19 protein-coding genes are annotated in these 19,028 nt (G+C 43.0%); 5 read left to right on the top strand and 14 right to left on the bottom strand.

The features are described 5' to 3' along the window. Both lpcA and DZ860_RS10050 read left to right on the top strand, forming a co-directional pair. Window positions 1-579 (top strand): D-sedoheptulose 7-phosphate isomerase, encoded by a 579-nt coding sequence (gene lpcA, locus DZ860_RS10055; RefSeq protein WP_120030839.1) that lies wholly within the window; start codon window positions 1-3, stop codon window positions 577-579. Window positions 580-675: 96 nt separating this feature from the next. Continuing rightward, a complete protein-coding gene (locus DZ860_RS10050; RefSeq protein WP_120030837.1) occupies window positions 676-1,521 on the top strand; it encodes a class II glutamine amidotransferase in 846 nt (281 codons plus the stop codon). A gap of 104 nt (window positions 1,522-1,625) precedes the next feature. On the opposite strand, the gene DZ860_RS10045 is transcribed toward DZ860_RS10050, so the two are convergent. Beyond that, window positions 1,626-3,341 carry a proline--tRNA ligase gene (locus tag DZ860_RS10045; protein ID WP_120030835.1) on the bottom strand — a complete coding sequence of 572 codons (1,716 nt, stop codon included), beginning with the start codon at window positions 3,339-3,341 and terminating at the stop codon, window positions 1,626-1,628. 113 nt (window positions 3,342-3,454) lie between these two features. Next, window positions 3,455-4,150, bottom strand: coding sequence for a tRNA (N6-threonylcarbamoyladenosine(37)-N6)-methyltransferase TrmO (gene tsaA, locus DZ860_RS10040; protein ID WP_120030833.1), 696 nt, complete (start codon window positions 4,148-4,150; stop codon window positions 3,455-3,457). Window positions 4,151-4,449: 299 nt separating this feature from the next. Here tsaA and DZ860_RS10035 point away from each other — a divergent pair, with 299 nt between their 5' ends. Next, window positions 4,450-5,331: a glycosyltransferase gene (locus tag DZ860_RS10035; RefSeq protein WP_243641839.1), complete on the top strand. Its 882-nt coding sequence runs from the start codon at window positions 4,450-4,452 to the stop codon at window positions 5,329-5,331. 110 nt (window positions 5,332-5,441) lie between these two features. On the opposite strand, the gene DZ860_RS10030 is transcribed toward DZ860_RS10035, so the two are convergent. Genes DZ860_RS10030 through metN form a run of 3 tightly spaced genes read right to left on the bottom strand, consistent with a single transcriptional unit; the run spans window position 5,442 to window position 7,988 of the window. Next, window positions 5,442-6,251, bottom strand: a complete 810-nt coding sequence (locus DZ860_RS10030; RefSeq protein ID WP_120030829.1) for a MetQ/NlpA family lipoprotein — start codon at window positions 6,249-6,251, stop codon at window positions 5,442-5,444. A gap of 35 nt (window positions 6,252-6,286) precedes the next feature. Continuing rightward, window positions 6,287-6,964, bottom strand: coding sequence for a methionine ABC transporter permease (locus DZ860_RS10025; RefSeq protein ID WP_120030827.1), 678 nt, complete (start codon window positions 6,962-6,964; stop codon window positions 6,287-6,289). Beyond that, window positions 6,954-7,988 (bottom strand): methionine ABC transporter ATP-binding protein MetN, encoded by a 1,035-nt coding sequence (metN, locus tag DZ860_RS10020; protein WP_120030825.1) that lies wholly within the window; start codon window positions 7,986-7,988, stop codon window positions 6,954-6,956. Before metN ends, DZ860_RS10025 begins: the two co-directional genes overlap by 11 nt. Before the next feature lie 223 nt (window positions 7,989-8,211). On the opposite strand from metN, the gene gmhB reads away from it, so the two are divergent. Next, window positions 8,212-8,763 (top strand): D-glycero-beta-D-manno-heptose 1,7-bisphosphate 7-phosphatase, encoded by a 552-nt coding sequence (gene gmhB / locus DZ860_RS10015; RefSeq protein WP_120030823.1) that lies wholly within the window; start codon window positions 8,212-8,214, stop codon window positions 8,761-8,763. 108 nt (window positions 8,764-8,871) lie between these two features. Here gmhB and DZ860_RS10010 read toward each other — a convergent pair whose 3' ends face one another. Then, complete coding sequence (locus DZ860_RS10010; RefSeq protein WP_120030821.1) at window positions 8,872-9,471, bottom strand: YitT family protein; 600 nt, start codon at window positions 9,469-9,471, stop codon at window positions 8,872-8,874. Between the two features lie 386 nt (window positions 9,472-9,857). Between DZ860_RS10010 and glyA the strand changes: the two genes are divergently transcribed. Next, window positions 9,858-11,108, top strand: coding sequence for a serine hydroxymethyltransferase (glyA, locus tag DZ860_RS10005; protein ID WP_120030819.1), 1,251 nt, complete (start codon window positions 9,858-9,860; stop codon window positions 11,106-11,108). An 83-nt stretch (window positions 11,109-11,191) separates the two neighbouring features. Here the strand turns inward: glyA and DZ860_RS10000 are convergent, their stop codons facing one another. From DZ860_RS10000 to mrdA, 8 genes are all read right to left on the bottom strand, one after another. Then, window positions 11,192-11,518 (bottom strand): hypothetical protein, encoded by a 327-nt coding sequence (locus DZ860_RS10000; RefSeq protein WP_120030818.1) that lies wholly within the window; start codon window positions 11,516-11,518, stop codon window positions 11,192-11,194. A 142-nt stretch (window positions 11,519-11,660) separates the two neighbouring features. Then, on the bottom strand, window positions 11,661-12,626 hold the full coding sequence (lipA, locus tag DZ860_RS09995) for a lipoyl synthase (RefSeq protein ID WP_120030816.1): 966 nt from the start codon (window positions 12,624-12,626) through the stop codon (window positions 11,661-11,663). Window positions 12,627-12,633: 7 nt separating this feature from the next. Beyond that, window positions 12,634-13,287 carry a lipoyl(octanoyl) transferase LipB gene (gene lipB / locus DZ860_RS09990; RefSeq protein WP_120030814.1) on the bottom strand — a complete coding sequence of 218 codons (654 nt, stop codon included), beginning with the start codon at window positions 13,285-13,287 and terminating at the stop codon, window positions 12,634-12,636. 226 nt (window positions 13,288-13,513) lie between these two features. Continuing rightward, window positions 13,514-13,792: a DUF493 family protein YbeD gene (gene ybeD, locus DZ860_RS09985; protein ID WP_120030812.1), complete on the bottom strand. Its 279-nt coding sequence runs from the start codon at window positions 13,790-13,792 to the stop codon at window positions 13,514-13,516. 154 nt (window positions 13,793-13,946) lie between these two features. Continuing rightward, complete coding sequence (locus tag DZ860_RS09980) at window positions 13,947-15,125, bottom strand: serine hydrolase (RefSeq protein ID WP_120030810.1); 1,179 nt, start codon at window positions 15,123-15,125, stop codon at window positions 13,947-13,949. A gap of 87 nt (window positions 15,126-15,212) precedes the next feature. Further along, complete coding sequence (locus tag DZ860_RS09975; protein WP_120030808.1) at window positions 15,213-15,998, bottom strand: septal ring lytic transglycosylase RlpA family protein; 786 nt, start codon at window positions 15,996-15,998, stop codon at window positions 15,213-15,215. After that, window positions 15,999-17,120 carry a rod shape-determining protein RodA gene (gene rodA, locus DZ860_RS09970; protein WP_120030806.1) on the bottom strand — a complete coding sequence of 374 codons (1,122 nt, stop codon included), beginning with the start codon at window positions 17,118-17,120 and terminating at the stop codon, window positions 15,999-16,001. Then, complete coding sequence (gene mrdA / locus DZ860_RS09965) at window positions 17,120-19,027, bottom strand: penicillin-binding protein 2 (protein ID WP_120030804.1); 1,908 nt, start codon at window positions 19,025-19,027, stop codon at window positions 17,120-17,122. Before mrdA ends, rodA begins: the two co-directional genes overlap by 1 nt. Window position 19,028 lies beyond the last annotated feature (1 nt).

Genomic DNA, 19,028 nt, shown 5'->3' with positions numbered 1-19,028 from the left:
ATGTACCATGATCTGATTAAAAGCGAGCTGACCGAAGCTGCGGATGTACTGAATAAGTTCCTAAGTGATGACCATAACATTGCGCAAATTGAAGCAGCAGCAACAATGATTGCAGAGTCGTTTAAACAAGGTGGCAAAGTACTGTCTTGTGGTAACGGTGGTTCTCATTGTGATGCAATGCATTTCGCAGAAGAGTTGACGGGCCGTTATCGTGAAAATCGCCCAGGGTTACCAGGTATTGCGATTTCAGATCCAAGCCACTTATCTTGTGTGAGTAACGATTTTGGCTACGATTTTGTTTTCTCCCGTTATGTTGAAGCGGTTGGTTCAAAAGGTGACGTGTTATTTGGTTTGTCTACATCAGGTAACTCCGGCAATATTCTTAAAGCGATTGAAGCGGCAAAAGCGAAAGGAATGAAAACCATCGCTTTAACGGGTAAAGATGGTGGACAAATGGCAGGTTGTGCGGACATCGAAATTCGCGTACCTCACTTTGGTTATGCGGATCGAATTCAAGAGATTCACATCAAGATCATCCACATCGTTATTCAGCTAATTGAAAAGGAAATGGAGAAATAATCTTCATTTCAACAAGCCACACGGTTTAGGCACTCAGCGGTTCGCCAAAGGTTTGGTGAGCCGTTGTGAACCAGTTTAAAGGGAGTAAGGTAAGCCATGTGTGAATTGCTCGGTATGAGCGCGAACGTACCCACCGATATCTGCTTTAGTTTTACCGGCTTGATGCAACGTGGAGGTAATACGGGGCCACATCGTGATGGCTGGGGTATTACCTTTTATGAGGGCAAAGGCTTTCGTACTTTCAAAGATCCAAATCCAAGCTGCGATTCTAAGATTGCAGAGTTAGTGCAAAACTACCCAATAAAAAGCTTGGCAGTGGTTAGCCATATTCGCCAAGCCAACCGAGGTGGTGTGAATTTGGAAAATACTCACCCATTTACTCGTGAGCTTTGGGGACGTTATTGGACTTTCGCTCACAATGGTCAATTAAGTGATTATCAAGCGTTACAAACTGGGCGTTTTCGTCCCGTCGGAGAGACGGACAGTGAACTCTCATTTTGTTGGCTGCTAAAGCAATTAGAAGAACGCTATCCAGAGCCACCGCAAGATATGGTTGGTGTATTCCGCTTTATTGCCCAGTGTTGCGATACTTTGCGCGAGAAAGGCGTGTTTAACATGCTGCTTTCTGATGGTGAGTACGTAATGACTTATTGTACGAACCACCTTTATTGGATTACTCGTCGAGCGCCGTTTGGTAAAGCGTCATTGATTGATGAAGACGTCACGATTAACTTTCAAGAAGAGACGACACAGAATGATGTGGTGTCAGTGATTGCAACACAGCCTTTAACGGATAATGAATCTTGGCATCGAATGAAGCCGGGAGAGTTCGGTATTTTTCATTTTGGCGAATTGATCGATGGCAATGAAGATGCGTTAACAGATGTTGAGTTTGCGCCAAAAAAGGTTGCGAGTCAGGCTCCAACTGAACCTTTAAATTAAATCCACACATGCGATAGTTTCGTGTTGTAAATGAAAAGCGAACAAAAAAAGGCTGACGAAATCGTCAGCCTTTTCTATTTTGAATCACTTAACTTCGTAGGAAATTAAGCAAATTGTGCTTTAACGTGCTCAACAATGTCAGCCATTGCTACTGCAGTTTTCTCACCTGAACGACGGTTCTTATATTCAAAGTTACCTTCATCCATGCTGCGATCACCAATCACGATAGTGTGAGGGATACCGATCAGCTCCATATCTGAGAACATCACACCTGGGCGCTCTTTACGGTCATCAAATAGAACTTCAACACCCATTGCCGTGAACTCTGCGTATAGCTTCTCTGCCGCTTCTTTAACGCGCTCAGACTTGTGCATGTTCATTGGTACGATAGCAACTTGGAAAGGTGCTAGAGCGTCTGGCCAGATGATGCCGTATTTATCGTTGTTTTGTTCGATAGCAGAAGCAACAACACGAGAAACACCAATACCGTAACAACCCATCTCCAGGATTGCGTTTTTACCGTTTGAATCAAGAACGCTACAGTTCATTGCTTCAGAGTAAACATTACCTAGTTGGAAGATGTGACCTACTTCGATACCACGCTTAAGCATCAGCGTACCTTGACCACATGGGCTTAGGTCGCCTTCAACTACGTTACGTAGATCGGCGATTTGACCTAGTTCAACGTCACGACCCCAGTTAATACCGAAGTAGTGTTTGCCATCGATGTTTGCTCCAGCACCGAAATCGCTCATTACCGCTACAGAGCGGTCAACGATAAATGGTAGCTCAAGACCGACAGGACCAAGTGAACCTGCGCCAGCGCCGATAAGTTCACGCATCTCTTCTTCACTTGCCATTTCAAGAGGTGCTGCAACTTCAGCTAGGTTTTCAGCTTTGATTTCGTTTAGTTCGTGATCACCACGGATGATCAATGCAACGATTGGTGCATCGATTTGATCTGAAGCTTTAACGAAAAGCGTTTTAACCGTTTTCTCAATAGCTAGGCCGTGTTGCTCAACCAATTCTGCGATGGTTTTTGCGTTTGGTGTATCAACTAGCGTCATCTCGATAGTTGGTGCCGCGCGCTCACCTGCAGGGGCTACCGCTTCTGCTTTTTCGATGTTTGCTGCGTAATCAGATTCTGTTGAGAATGCGATTAAGTCTTCACCGCTTTCAGCTAGAACGTGGAACTCTTGAGAGCCGTTACCACCGATAGCGCCTGAGTCAGCCAGTACTGGACGGTACTCAAGACCCATGCGATCGAACGCTTTACAGTAAGCATCGTGCATTGCTTGGTAAGATTTCTCTAGACCCGCTTTATCGATATCAAAGCTGTATGCATCCATCATGCAGAACTCACGAGCACGCATCACACCGAAGCGTGGACGGCGTTCGTCACGGAATTTCGTTTGGATTTGGTACAGGTTTAGCGGAAGCTGTTTGTAAGAGCTCACTTCGTTACGCACAAGGCTAGTGATCACTTCTTCAGCTGTCGGGCTAAGAACAAACGGACGAACGTGGCGGTCAGTAAAGCGAAGTAGTTCAGGGCCCATTTTTTCTGAGCGGCCTGTCTCTTCCCAAAGTTCAAACGGTTGAACAACGGGCATCAAGGTTTCGATTGCACCTGCATTGTCGATTTCTTGACGAACGATGTTTTCGACTTTACGCAATACACGTAGACCAGTTGGCAGCCAGGTGTAAAGACCTGAAGCTAGACGACGGATCATACCTGCACGTAGCATGAGCTGGTGGCTCACTACTTCTGCGTCGTTTGGAGTCTCCTTAAGAGTAGAAAGAAGATAATTACTGGTACGCATTCAATTTATCCGTTTATTAAAGTTAAACACTCTAACCGAAATGGTTAGGAGCTAGGAGATCCCACAAAGGGGAATTCAATTTAGCCGCTTATAGTATCAGCCATTCGGCTTTGTCAAAAGCGTTCAATGACAGTAACAGACACTAAGTTATCGTTTACGGTGAATTTAACATTTAAGTTGAACAAATTTACCGCATATTCTTTTAGGTCAGGTTTGTTTTTTTTGTAAGCAGGACGTGGGTCTTGCGCCAAAACCTGTTCAATGACTTGACGTATATGTTGACTGTTTTTGAGCTTTTCTAGGCTTTCTACAGCACTTGGTAAAAAACAGACAATGGCTTTTTCAGGCTCTTGTTCAGCGTATCCACCTTGCGCATCAATAATGGCATCAGAGTAGGGAATGTAAGGTTTGATATCGACGATTGGGGTTCCATCAACGAGATCAACACTGCCAAGCTCTAAATAAAATTGGTCACCCTCTTGGCTAATTCCTTTTAACTCAACAGCAGACATACCGATGCCATTTGGGCGAAATGTAGAGCGCGAGGCAAGCACTCCAATTCGTTCGTTGCCACCGAGTCTTGGTGGACGAACGGTCGGTTTCCAACCAGCAGCTAAATTTTGGTCGAACAAAAACAGTAGCCAAAGATGGCTAAATTGTTCAATACCACGAATCGCTTCTTGGCAATTGACGCCGCCTGATAGTTTTACTCTTGCTGTCGCACTTGGCACTAACCTTGGTTGGCGAGGGACGGCAAATTTCTCTTTGTAAGGGCTTTCAATAGTCCCAATTGGAGTGATGGCATGCATGTTAGCTTGTTTCAATTCTGAGCGTGTTAATGCTCACAAAATACCATATTTTTACCGACTTGTCGGTCAAGTCACCTTTGCTTTATGAGTCAGTGAAAAATGGTTTTTGTGCGCTTGTGTTAAAAGTGAAGTGGAGTGGAGTGTCGCCATGTTTCACTTTTGAAAATTGGGGGACTTTAAGTCTGAAAACATGTTTTTAATCTATTAGCGGTGTAATGATCGATAACATTAGTTGTAGGTAAGAGGCGGTACTTTTTGCTTGAACAAGTGCCATGTATTTTTGTAGGCCCATTTTTGGAATGAAAATGATACGAAAATTTAAGAAAAAAGTGAGAGATTACTTTTCACATGAACAAAAAATCAAAGAAGAAATTTTAGTAAACCACTATCTAAATAAATGCTTATCTTCCGATGACTCACTGATTGAACATAAGAAAAATAACAATGTTATCGTTAGTCTCACCACATACTCACATCGAATAGAAGAGGTTTATCTAGCGATTGAGTCTATAGGTCATCAAACAGTCAAACCTAATGCGATAGTCCTATGGTTGGATGAAGATGAATTTTCTTTAGATTCGTTGCCTGAAACGCTAAAAAAACAAATGCGTAGAGGGCTTGATGTTCGCTTTACCAATAACACCGGTTCTTACAAAAAACTGTTTCCCTCAATACGTCACTTCCCTGATCAACACATCATCACCATCGATGATGATATTTTGTATTCATATGACATGATTGAACGCTTACTAAGGGCCCATGATAAATACCCTGACTCACTCATCGGTTGTCGTGCTCATGAGATTATTAGAGATAATAAAACAGGTTTAGCAAAACCTTACAGAGAGTGGCTAAATGAGGTGGATGCTGACACTAAATTAGATACCTTTATTACAACAGGGGGAGGGACATTATTCCCTGCAGGTGAGAGGCGTAACATCTTTAATGATCCTGAAAATGCTCTTAAGTTTTGTCCCAATGCCGATGATATATGGATCAATTATATAGCGAGACTCAATAACCTAAATATCGTCAAACTGGAAATGAATACGTCTTACCGAAATAAGTTTACGTTCCTAACGCAAAAATCAGGTGAAGGGCTTAAACATCAGAATGTAGGGGATGGTAAAAACGACATTTACCTAGATAATCTAAAAGCAGAGTACGGAATGGCTCTTTAGCTTAGTTTAAGGTGTGGAAGTTAATAAAAAGCTAGCGAGTGCTAGCTTTTTTATTTGAAAAGCAAACAGAGTTTGCTTTTGGTTATTCGTCTTTATCTATTTGTTTCTCGTTACCAGCCTTTAACTACGCCACCTTTAAAGATTTTAGCGGCACCTTGGTAAACTTCTTCTGTTTGATAAGCTTTAACGAAGTTCTGAACATTTTCTGCATTCACATTCTCTTCACGAGCCACAATCAGATTCACATATGGTGATTCTTTATCTTCAATGAATATGCCATCTTTTTCTGGGACTAGGTTAATAGAGCTCGCGTAAGTGGTATTGATGATTGATAGCGCAACATCATCGAGAGAGCGAGGTAGTTGGGCTGCATCAAGTTCAACAATAGTGATGTTTTTTGGGTTTTCAACGATATCACGTACTGTCGCTAGTAGGCCTGCACCATCACGTAGCTTAATAAGTCCTTGCTGCTCAAGTAGCAGTAGAGAGCGACCTAGGTTAGTTGGATCATTAGGTACGGCAATGCGCGCATTATCCTGTAGTTCATCTAGTGATTTAATCTGTTTTGAATACCCAGCGATAGGGTAGACAAAGGTGTTGCCAGCAATAGTTAGCTTGTAGTCACGGTCAGTGACTTGCTGATCTAGATATGGTTTATGCTGGAATGCGTTGATATCGATTGACCCATCATCTAGGGCTGCGTTTGGCGTGACATAATCAGTAAAGGCAACCAGTTCAACATCAAGGTCGTATTTTTCTTTTGCAACTTTGGCTGCTATTTCAGCAACTTGTTCTTCAGCGCCAGCAATGACACCCACTTTAATCTTGTTGGTATCAACTTCCTGTTCACCACACCCTGTCAGAGCAAGAGCCGATGCAGCGGTAGCGATTGTGACTAAATGTTTAATATTAAATTTCATGATTATCTCCCTGTTATATCTTGAATTTTTTGAATTTATCTATGATCTACACGGCGGACAATAGCGTCGCCAATTGATTGAATAATTTGAACTAGCACGATAAGCATGACGACGGTGACAGCCATAATCGTGACGTCATAGCGGTGAAAGCCATAACGAATAGCCACATCGCCAAGCCCGCCGCCACCCACTGTTCCTGCCATGGCTGAGTAACTGACGAGTGTCACCATGGTGATCGTGACGGAATTTACGATGGTTGGCATCGCTTCTGGTAGCAACACTTTAGTAATGATTTGAAGTGGTGTTGCGCCCATAGACTGCGCAGCCTCAACTAATCCGGTAGGAACTTCAAGTAGTGCACTTTCAATTAAGCGAGCCACAAATGGAACAGCGCCAATTGTTAGCGGAACGATGGCAGCTGTAGTCCCGATAAAAGTACCGACTAATAATTTGGTGATAGGGATAATGGCAACCATCAACACAAGGAAAGGGACTGAACGACCAATATTAACAAATGCACCAAGGGCACTGTTCAATCGGATGTTTTCGAGCAACCCACCTTTTTTAGTTGTATGTAGAATGACGCCTAGGGGAATGCCAATCGCAAAGCCGACGATTCCTGCAACACCAACCATGTAAAGGGTTTCCCATGTTGCTCCAAGTAATAAGCTACTATTAAAACTGAGCCATTCAGTGATCGTATTAAAGGACATAACCTAGCACCTCTACCTTAACATTGTGTTGGCGTAAAAAATCGATAGCGTTTTGGTCATCGGCTTCAGAGCCAAATAATTCAGCGACCATCATGCCAAACTTTACACCGCCAGCGTAATCGAGGTCGGAACTCAAAATGCTGACATCAAGATTGAATTTTCTTGCGATTTGCGACATCAAAGGCGCGTCTACAGTCGCACCAGTAAATTCGAGACGTACTAGAGGGTGGCTGCCCTCAACTCGAGTTTGTTGTAAGCGAACTTGATAATCTTCAGGAATCGATAAATCGAGAGTTGAACGAATGAATGAATGGGCCAGTTCTGTTTTTGGGTGAGCGAAAATATCGCCGACTGTTCCTTTTTCAACCAGTTCACCTCCACCAATAATGGCCACTTCATGACAAATACTTTTTACGACATCCATCTCATGTGTGATGAGAAGAATGGTGATTTTTAGCTTGCGATTGATTTTTTTGAGCAAGGCTAAAATAGACTGAGTTGTGGCCGGATCTAGGGCACTGGTCGCTTCATCGCACAATAAAACCTTTGGGTCGCAAGCTAAGGCCCGTGCAATCGCAACACGTTGTTTTTGTCCGCCACTGAGATTCGCAGGGTAACTCTCGCTTTTATCTTCCAAACCGACCAATTTCAAAAGCTCTGTGACTTTCGTATCAATTAAGTGCTTTTCAGTGCCCGCTAGTTCTAGTGGTAATGCAATATTACCGAAAACCGTACGTGAAGAGAGTAAATTGAAATGCTGAAAAATCATCCCGATATTTCGGCGAGCGGCACTAAGATCTCGTTTTGAAAGACGAGTAAGATCAATACCATCCACAATGACTTCGCCTGATGTTGGCGTTTCAAGCATATTGACACAGCGAATCAGCGTACTTTTACCCGCACCGGAGGCGCCAATAACACCAAAAATGCCCCCTTCAGGAATGTGCAGGTTTATCTCTTTCAAAGCATGGATTTCTCTATTCCCTTGATGGAAAACCTTATTTACTTGATTAATTTCAATCATTAATAAACCTACTACTCACATGTTATTAGGACAGATGATTATGTTGAACTAAGCGTGATTTAGTAGAAGATGCTATGGCTTTGTGAATATAGTGTCAATAGATATTTTTACGTCTAGACGTCTAAACGTTCATTTAAGAAAGGCGCTGAGGTAATTAGATGATGCTCTAAGAAATAAAGCATGCAATAATTCTGAGTAAATAAAGTAGATAGAGAAGCAAATTTTGGCGAAACCAGCAGTCTTTTTAGATCGTGACGGTGTTATTAACGTTGATCATGGCTATGTACACGATGAACATGACTTTGAATTTATTGAGGGTGTCTTTGAGGCGACTAAAAAATTGAAAGACATGGGTTACCTACTTGTACTAGTGACTAACCAGTCTGGCATTGCGCGCGGTAAATTTAGCGAAGAGCGTTTCGAATCTCTGACTCAATGGATGGATTGGAACTTCGTTGACAATGGTGTTGAATTAGATGGTATCTATTACTGTCCACACCACGCTGAGCATGGACAAGGCGTTTACAAGGAAGATTGTGATTGCCGTAAACCAAAGCCGGGCATGTTTATTTCTGCGCGCGATTTTCTAAAAATCGATATGGCCAATTCCGTTATGGTTGGCGATAAAGCCGAAGATATGATGGCAGCGGAAGCGGCAGGCGTTGGTACCAAGATTTTGGTTCGTACCGGTAAGCCAATCACTGAAAAAGGTGAGGCGCTAGCCAGTGTCGTACTTGATAGTATTGCAGAGGTGCCTGCTTATTTAAGCAAGTAATCGTCATTAAAAAAGGGAAGCTAATGCTTCCCTTTTTGATCGTGGGTAGGTTAACCGCTAACAAGTATTAGCATCAATCGTAAGTAACAATTCATCCGTAAGTAACATTCATCCGTAAGTAACAATGTAGCGACTTGGCTTGTGATTCATCGCTAATACAATGTTTAGCACCAACGCGCCAAGAACAGAAAGAGCAATTGTTATTGGCGAAACAAAAAACAGAGAAGCGGTTAATATTGTGCAATCAATTGCCATTTGGGTTTTTCCTACTGAAATGCCAAAGCGGTCTTGAATGAACAAGCACAGCACATTGAATCCTCCTAGACTGGTGCGGTGACGGAATAAAATCAACATCCCCAACCCCATCAATAATCCGCCTGCGATAGCACAATAGACAGGGTTCACTTTGTCGAGAGAGATAACCAAATCAAGGTGATCGGTCAAAATAGAGACTAAGCCGCCAGATAGAGCACTTGTTAAAGCAAAGCGTTTGCCGAAACGTCGCCACGCTAAAAGATAAAAGGGTGAGTTCGCCAAAAAATATAATGTGCCAAAAGAGAGAGGAATAAATTGACTCGCCAGCAGTGCAAGCCCCGTTGTTCCTCCGGTGAGAAGATTGGCTGATTGTAGAAAGAAAATGCCTTGAGCGACGACAAATGTGCCCGTTAGAATGGCAATCCAATCTTCTTTGTGTGTATGTTTTTCCATCAATCTAAAACTTAGTAAGCGAATTCAGGCGCGAATACTAAGGAAAAAAAGAGCTTTTCGGTAGCTTGAGAGTGAAATTTAAGGTAAACCTATGTAATTATCATTTTACACAGTGTAAAGATATCAATAGACCTTTTAGTTTCTTCACGGGATTTAGAACCGGTCTAGATGATAATCTTCACATATCGCCATGAGAAATTTGCATGATAAAAATTGTATTTTTCTCTTTATGGCATAGATCAAATTATGTAAAATGCGCGACGTTAGCGCGACGAAAACGTTTGCGTTAGGGTCGAGAACCAGTTTTTATGCCTGATGTTGTCTTTCATGAATCGTCAACATCGGACAGAACTACTTTCAGTCTAAATCTGAGTCAGGAGATACAGATGCTTAAGCGTGATATGAACATCGCAGATTACGATGCGGAATTGTTTGCAGCTATCCAAGAGGAAACTCTTCGTCAGGAAGAGCACATTGAACTAATCGCTTCTGAAAACTACACCAGCCCGCGTGTAATGGAAGCTCAAGGTTCTCAGCTAACGAACAAATACGCAGAAGGTTACCCTGGCAAGCGTTACTACGGTGGCTGTGAGTATGTAGACAAAGCAGAAACTCTTGCGATTGACCGCGCATGCCAACTATTTGATTGTGAATATGCGAACGTTCAGCCTCACTCAGGTTCACAAGCGAACAGCGCAGTGTACATGGCACTACTGAAACCAGGCGATACCGTATTAGGTATGAGCCTAGCACACGGTGGTCACCTAACTCACGGGTCTCCAGTTAACTTCTCAGGTAAGCACTACAACGTGATTCCTTACGGTATTGATGAAGCGGGTCAAATCAATTACGACGAGATGGAAGCGTTAGCATTTGAACATAAACCAAAGATGATCATTGGTGGTTTCTCTGCTTACTCACAAATCGTAGATTGGAAACGTATGCGTGAAATCGCAGACAAAGTCGATGCGTTCCTATTTGTGGACATGGCACACGTTGCCGGTCTTATTGCTGCAGGTGTTTACCCAACACCGGTACCACACGCTCATGTTGTAACAACAACGACGCATAAAACGCTAGCAGGTCCACGTGGTGGTCTTATCCTGTCAAACGCAGGCGAAGAGATGTACAAGAAGCTGAACTCAGCGGTATTCCCTGGTGGTCAAGGTGGTCCTCTAATGCATGTTATCGCTGGTAAAGCGGTAGCGTTTAAAGAAGCAATGGAGCCAGAGTTTAAAGAATACCAAGCTCGCGTTGTACAAAATGCTAAAGCAATGGTTGCTCAGTTCCAAGAGCGCGGCTACAAGATTGTATCGAATAGCACAGAAAACCACTTGTTCCTTGTTGATTTGATCGACAAAGACATTACAGGTAAAGATGCAGATGCAGCACTAGGTGCGGCGAACATTACTGTTAATAAGAACTCTGTACCAAACGATCCGCGCAGCCCGTTTGTAACGTCTGGTATTCGTGTTGGTACGCCAGCGATTACTCGTCGTGGCTTCACGGTTGAAGATTCTAAAGAACTTGCGAATTGGATGTGTGACGTACTTGATAACATTGGCAACGAAAGCGTTATCGAAGCGACTAAAGCGAAAGTACTCGAGATTTGTAAGCGTCTACCAGTTTACGCATAATTCGTGTTCATACGAAAAATAAAAAGGAGCCATTTGGCTCCTTTTTTGTATCAGCTGAGTTTGATTAAATCAGCAAGAAAAGTTTATTTAGTTATGCTAAGTAGTGTTCCTGACTTGCATTTAAATAGGTAGTATTTACTGCTTTCGCTAAATTTACCTAGCCCTTCGCCTTGGCAATAATCAATATTAATATCACGCATTGTTTCGAGAGTTTCTTCTTGATGCAACGCGAATTTTGCACCATCAGAACAAACAATACGTACACGACCATCATCACTAACAGAATAGAGATCGACATTGGTATTGCAGAGCTCGAATGACGCTTCTCTAAAATTATCTTGAGGGGTTGTTGAACTGCAACCGATGAGAAAAGTAGCGCAACTAATAACGAGCAAACTGAGTTTTGTCATGATCATTCCTTGAATGTTGGTTTCTTTTATTTTTCACCCTTATCCTAGAGTGAAGCATTTTATTATTCAAGCAAGCACATAGCGAAAAACCGACGTTATCGTCGGTTTTATTACAGTTTCACTGGTGTTTCGCGAAAATGAGTTAGCTAACTTCAATACCTTGGGCCTGTAGATCGGCGTGGTAAGAAGAACGAACGAATGGACCACAAGCTGCATGGGTAAAACCAAGCTCAAGAGCGATCTCTTTTAATTCATCAAACTCAGATGGTGGAACGTAACGTTCAACCGGTAGGTGGTGACGGCTTGGTGCTAAGTACTGACCTAAAGTCAGCATTGTTACACCGTGTTCGCGAAGATCTTTCAATACTTGAACGATTTCTTCTTTGGTTTCACCCAGCCCCATCATTACACCCGATTTAGTTGGAATAGTCGGATGCTGTTCTTTGAATTTTTGCAGCAGTTGCAGTGACCATTTGTAATTTGCCCCTGGTCGCGCTTTGCGATACAAACGTGGTGCCGTTTCTAGATTGTGGTTAAACACATCTGGTGGATTATCTTTCATCGCATCCAGTGCCACATCCATACGACCACGGAAATCAGGAACAAGAGTTTCAATTTTGATTGTTGGATTAAGCTCGCGGATTTCGCGGTTACAATCAGCGAAATGCTGCGCACCACCATCACGCAAATCATCACGGTCTACGGATGTGATAACCACGTATTTTAGCTTCATATCTTTAATGGTTTGAGCCAGTTTTTGAGGCTCGCCAATTTCTGGAGCTAGAGGACGACCATGGGCAACATCACAGAATGGGCAACGACGTGTACAGATAGCGCCCAGAATCATGAACGTAGCAGTACCATGGTTGAAGCATTCCGCTAGGTTTGGGCATGAGGCCTCTTCACAAACAGAGTGCAGGTTATTTTTACGCATTGCAGATTTAATATCTTGGATACGTTGGCTGTCTGATGGCAGTTTAATTTTCATCCAATCAGGCTTGCGTAAGACTTCTTTCTGCTCGGTAGGCATATTCTTTACCGGAATTAGTGCCATTTTATCAGCGTCACGGTACTTGACGCCTTTTTCCATTTGGATTGGTTTACTCATGCTTCTCTTACTTTCCAGGTAGTACTTCTGTGTTGAATTCAACTTGCTCGTAATCAAGCAAAGCAACAAGTTCTTCTAATAATTGTTTTTCGACAACATCGATTTGTGCAGGTCCACCTAATTGGCTCACTTGCACCATCTCCATACCCGCATAGCCGCATGGATTAATTCGTAAGAAAGGGGTTAAGTCCATATTGACGTTGAGAGCAAGGCCATGAAAAGAGCAACCTTTTCGGATACGTAACCCTAATGAACAAATTTTTTTACCATCAGCATACACCCCAGGAGCATCTGGACGGGCTGTTGATTCAATATTGTACGCTTTAAGCGTGTTGATTACGAGATTCTCGATATTACTGACAAGATCGCGAACCCCTAATTTTTTTCGACGTAGGTTGATCAAGAAATAAACGACGAGTTGACCTGGGCCATGGTAGGTCACTTGCCCGCCACGATCACTTTGCACGATAGGGATGTCACCTGTGTTTAATAAGTGCTCAGCTTTGCCAGCTTGCCCTTGTGTAAAAACAGGGTTGTGTTCGACAAACCAAACTTCGTCTTGGGTTTCCTCGGTTCGATTGTCGGTGAAATCATGCATTGCGCGCCAGACTGGCTCGTAATCCTGTTTTCCCCAATGCTTAACAATCAATGAACTTGGCATACTTGAACCCTTAGTCGATTAGTAAAGTCATTGGATTATAAACTGCTTCTACATAATGAACTATATCTTAGTAACAGGTTTTTAACTCCATTCGATATATTGTTCACATAATTTATTGATTAATAAAGAAAAAGCAGCCAAAGGCTGCTTTCAAAAATATTTGAATATTTAAAATAAAATACTAACCCTATGGGTGGGCATCACTTTTGGTTAGCGAATATTCAGTTTATAGCACCATACGTACGATATCGATATCGCCAAGTTCTTTATAAAGAGTCTCGACTTGTTCAATCGATGTAGCAGTGATCGTTACCGATACGGCATGGTAGTTGCCTTTTGCGCTTGGCGTGATTTTAGGAATGTAATCACCAGGAGCATGGCGTTGAATAACCGTCAGAACCTTTTCAGGTAGCTCTGGTTTTGCATAGCCCATAACCTTGTAAGTAAATGTACAAGGGAACTCAAGCAGGTCTTTCAATTTTGCATCAGAGTTGATCGTTAGCATTAGGAAACTCCAAGTTGGAAAGCAATGTTAGCAGCGCCGCATAGTACTGCCATTCATGGTTGATCTCAAGTTGTGCTCAACACGTCGTCTTTCACAAGCTTGATGAAAGCAAAAAGCCGCACTTGGCGGCTTTTAATATTAAAGCGATAATTGTTTAGAAGAAGCTCTTAAACAGCATCACAATGTAGTCCCACATACGACTGAACAAACTGCCTTCATTGACATTTTCCAGTGCTAGTAGAGGGTATTCAGCAATATCTTTACCATCAAGTTGATAGTATAGCTTACCAACAACTTCACCTTTAGTGATTGGCGCTTTGAGTTCTTTTTCAAGAACAAAGCTCGCTTTCAGATTTTTAGCTTGGCCGCGTGGTAGAGTGACATAAGTGTCTTGATCTAGACCAAGTGCTACTTTGTCTTTGTCACCCATCCATACGTTTTCTTCAACGAATGTTTCACCAGCAGTATGCGGATTAACGGTTTCAAAGAAACGGAAGCCGTAGCTCAGTAGTTTTTTACTTTCTGATTTACGAGCGTTGGCATCTTTGGTTCCCATTACGACAGCAACTAAACGCATTTTGCCCTCGGTTGCTGAGCTTACTAGGCTGTAACCTGCGTTACTTGTATGGCCGGTTTTGATGCCGTCAACGTTCATGCTTTTATCCCAAAGCAAACCGTTACGGTTGTATTGAGTGATGCCGTTGTAAGTGAATTTTTTATCTGAGTAGATACGGTACTCATCAGGAACGTCACGAATTAGCGCCGAACCTAGTAAAGCCATGTCGTATGGGGTTGAGTACAAATCAGGGTTATCTAGGCCGTGAACGTTCGCGAAATGCGTGTTGTCCATACCAATGGTATCAGCCCAAGCATTCATCAGATCAACAAATGCATCTTCAGAACCTGCGATATGCTCAGCCATAGCAACACAAGCATCGTTACCTGATTGAACAATAATGCCATGGTTAAGATCTTTTACTTTTACCGTGGTGCCCACTTCAATGAACATTTTTGACGAATCAGGGAAGTTCTTCGCCCAAGCATTCTTACTGATGGTTACATCATCTTCAGGAGTGATGTTGCCACGAGCCAGTTCTTGGCCGATAACATAACTTGTCATCATTTTGGTCAGGCTAGCAGGAGAGAGTCTGGTATTCATCTCTTTTTCAGCAAGAACTTTGCCTGAGTGATAATCGATTAATACATAACCTTTTGCAGCAATTTGCGGCGCATCAGGAATTACCGTTGGAGAGGCAAACGCTGAAGTTGAAAGAGTTACGGAAAGCGCTATGGAAGACGCAAAAGCGGTTTTAATTAATGTTGTTTTTTTCATGTTAGCTACAGATTTATCTTAAACTGGACGTATCTTAACAGAATCATTCATGCAAGCCAGCAAGAGCGGCCTATACGGACTGTAAGATTATTGTGATTTAATGAAAGCGCTCGAATACCCCAGCACTTTAACTTGTTCTAATGCTTTTTGCGTCAGCAAATAGTCATCAAATGGCCCTAAAAATACGCGATGTATCTTTTTATCGGAGCCTACGCCAACAAAACTAGCGACTGATAGCTTTTGACCCAAATCTTGCGATAAAGTTCTCACCCTATCTTCATGTTGGGAAGAGGCGACTTGGATAACAAACTTAGGAAAGGCTTTTTGCTTATGCTCTTCAACGGGTTTCGTTGTTTGAATCACTTCAATCTCGACATTAGCTGTACCAGTACGAATAACATCTAGCTTAGTTGCAGCTGCATAACTTAAATCGATGATTCGTCCGGGATGAAAGGGACCACGGTCATTGACTCGCACAATCGTTGATTTTCCGTTGTCTGTATTTGTGACTTTGACATAACTAGGGATAGGCAAAGTTTTGTGCGCTGCCGTCATTGAGTACATGTCATAGATTTCGCCATTGGAGGTCAGATGGCCATGGAATTTTTTCCCATACCATGATGCTTGACCTTTCTCGGTAAAACCTTGTGGTTCCTTGATGATTTCATAGCGTTGTCCACGCAGGGTATAGTCGCTATTGCCCCCTAAGCTATAGGGTTCATATTGTGGAACGGCATCTTCAATGTGTTCAACGGAAATGGGTTTCTCAGGGGCAATATCGTCATCTATATCATAACGTTTCGAACTGGTTGAGCAGCCAGACAAGATTGCACCAGCGAGCACAATCGTTGAAATATGTTTTAGGTTGTTCATTTATGTTGCCTTAGAGAATGCTTTTCTATGTGTGTGAATTGACATAAGAATGCCAAAACCAGCCATTAAGGTGACCATTGAAGTGCCACCATAGCTAATAAGGGGGAGTGGAACGCCGACGACCGGAAGGATACCACTGACCATGCCAATATTCACAAAAATATAGACAAAAAAGCTTAATACGATACTGCCTGCCATCATTCTGCCAAAAGCAGTCTGTGCTTTGCTTGCGAGGTACAAGCCACGACCAATAATAAATAGATAAATAGTGAGCAAGATAAGAATACCAATCAGGCCCCATTCCTCGGCGATAACAGCAAAAATAAAATCTGTGTGTCGCTCAGGAATAAATTCTAACTGGGACTGTGTGCCTTGAAGCCAACCTTTACCCGTCACACCACCCGAACCAATTGCAATTTTACTTTGAATGATATGGTAGCCCGCTCCGAGGGGATCGGACTCTGGGTTAAACAGTGTACGTACGCGAACTTTTTGATATTCGCGCATTAGGAAAAACCACAGTATTGGCAGAAAACCGCCAAGGGCACAAGCTGCACCGATGATAATTTTCCAACTAATACCCGAAAGGAAGATAACAAAAACCCCGGAAGCGGCAATCAATATTGATGTACCTAAGTCAGGCTGCTTTGCGATCAAAATAGTTGGGATAAACACCATGACTAAAGAAGCCACTAATGTTTGAAGCTTCGGTGGAAGTGAGCGTTTTCCTATATAGCGAGCAACCATCAATGGCACGGCAAGTTTGAGTAATTCGGAGGGCTGAAAGCGAATAAAGCCTAAATTGAGCCACCGCTGTGCGCCTTTGGATGATTCACCAAAGAAGAGTACACCGAGCAGTAATGTCACTCCAATGAAAAACAATAGTGGTGCGAGCGTTTCATAGCTTCTGGGTGGGATTTGAGCCAGTAAAATAAGTACGCCCAATGCGAGTACCATCCGCATCGCTTGGCGTTCCATCATGATCAGATTTTGCCCACTAGCGCTATACATCACAACTAGCCCAAAACCCATCAGGACAATGATACCGAGTAGTAGAGGGAGATCGATATGAACACGCTCAAATAACGCTCGGTTTTGTCCGGTTGATGGGTCTAATTCCATTAAGGGGTCGCCTGTTTTGGTTCTGAGTTGTCAGCTATGGTGTCTTGTAATAATACTCGGTCAAACACCTTCCTAACCACAGGTGCACCATTACTTGAGCCTCCGCCCGCATTTTCAAGTACGATGGTGACGATAAGCTTCGGATCTTCGAGTGGCGCAAAGCCAGTAAATAACGCATGGTCGCGTAGGTGTTCAGCGATTTCATCTGCGTTGTATTCTTCATCTTCCGCAAGGCCAAATACTTGTGCCGTTCCCGATTTACCACCGGAAGTGTAAGGCGTTCCAGCAAAGGCGCGACGTGCAGTTCCCTTTCGCCCTTGGTTTACTCGATGCATACCTTCTATCGCGAGATCCCAGTACTGATCTTTCACGCCGGTAATCGGTGGATAGCTCTCTGGCTCTGCAAGGGTTTGTTTTGCAAATTGTTCGCCATTATCAATGGTGGCGCGTAATAGGTGAGGTGCGATAACTTCACCATGATTCACCAATACTGATGTTGCTTTAGCAATTTGCATTGGTGTTGCGGTCCAGTAGCCTTGACCAATCCCTACCGGAATCGTATCACCTTGGTACCAAGGTGTTTTATGTCTGGCACGTTTCCACTCCCGAGTCGGCATGTTTGCTTTGCTTTCTTCATAGATGTCGATGCCGGTATAGTCGCCAAAGCCAAACATCATCATCCAACGTGAAATACGGTCTATCCCCATGTCGTACGCGACTTGGTAGTAGAATGTATCGACAGACTCTTCAATGGATTTAAGTACATCAACTTTGCCGTGACCCCAACGTAACCAATCTCGGAACGGTTTTGTTTTGGAATTAGGAATCTTCCAGTAGCCAGGATCATTACGCACGGTTGATGGGGTAATCACCCCCTCCTGTAATGCCGACACGGCCATCATTGGTTTAATGGTTGAAGCTGGTGGATAAATGCCTAATGTCGCACGGTTTACTAGTGGGCGATCTTTGTTATTCAATAATGCACGATAAGCTTTACCTGAGATACCGTGGACAAATGCATTTGGGTCATAGCTTGGGCTTGAAACCATAGCCAAGACGCCATTATCTTTCGGATCGAGAACCACAGCACTACCGCGGCGACCATCAAGTAACTCATGGATGTACATCTGTAAATTGATGTCCAAATTGAGCACGATGTCTTTACCCGGGACTGGCGGAACATACTTTAAGGTACGGATGATGCGTCCGCGACTGTTGACTTCAACTTCTTGATAGCCAGCTGTACCGTGTAAAATATCTTCGTAATAACGTTCAATGCCCAGTTTGCCAATGTCACGCGTGGCCTGATAGTTAGCCTCTTTTTCTTCGCGAACTAATCTTTGCATATCACGATCGTTGATGCGCGAAACATAACCAATAACATGGGTGAGTATTTCACTATATGGGTAATAGCGTTTCAGGTTGGCATTGACGGAAACACCAGGAAAGTGGTGTTGATTAACGGAGAATTTAGCAACATCTTCAGGTGATAGCTGATTCAGAATAGGTACTGATTTGAAGCGTCGCGTTTGTTTGCGCTCTTTGTTAAAGCGCGCAACTTGTTCAGGGGTTATTTCAACGATTTTTTGTAGACGAGCAATGGTGTCGTCCATGTCCTTGATTTTTTCAGGGATCAATTCCAAGCTAAATACCGGACGGTTTTCAGCCAGCAATACACCATTGCGGTCATAAATTAACCCACGGTTTGGAGCGATGGGTACGATTTTAATACGGTTGTCATTTGAACGCGTTTTATAATCTTGGTATTGGTTAACTTGAATGTAGTAGAGATTCGTTACCAAAAGTCCGATCATCAGAATAATACCCAGAAACGCAACGACAGCACGACTACGAAATAGCCGTGCTTCCTCTAGGTAGTCTCGTATTTTTGTACGCGTTCTTAACATG

It is taken from the genome of Vibrio sinensis (assembly GCF_003605645.1).
Classification (GTDB): Bacteria; Pseudomonadota; Gammaproteobacteria; order Enterobacterales; family Vibrionaceae; genus Vibrio; species Vibrio sinensis.
Note: the sequence above shows the minus strand (reverse complement) of the source record. Positions and strands in the feature narration are given on the sequence as shown.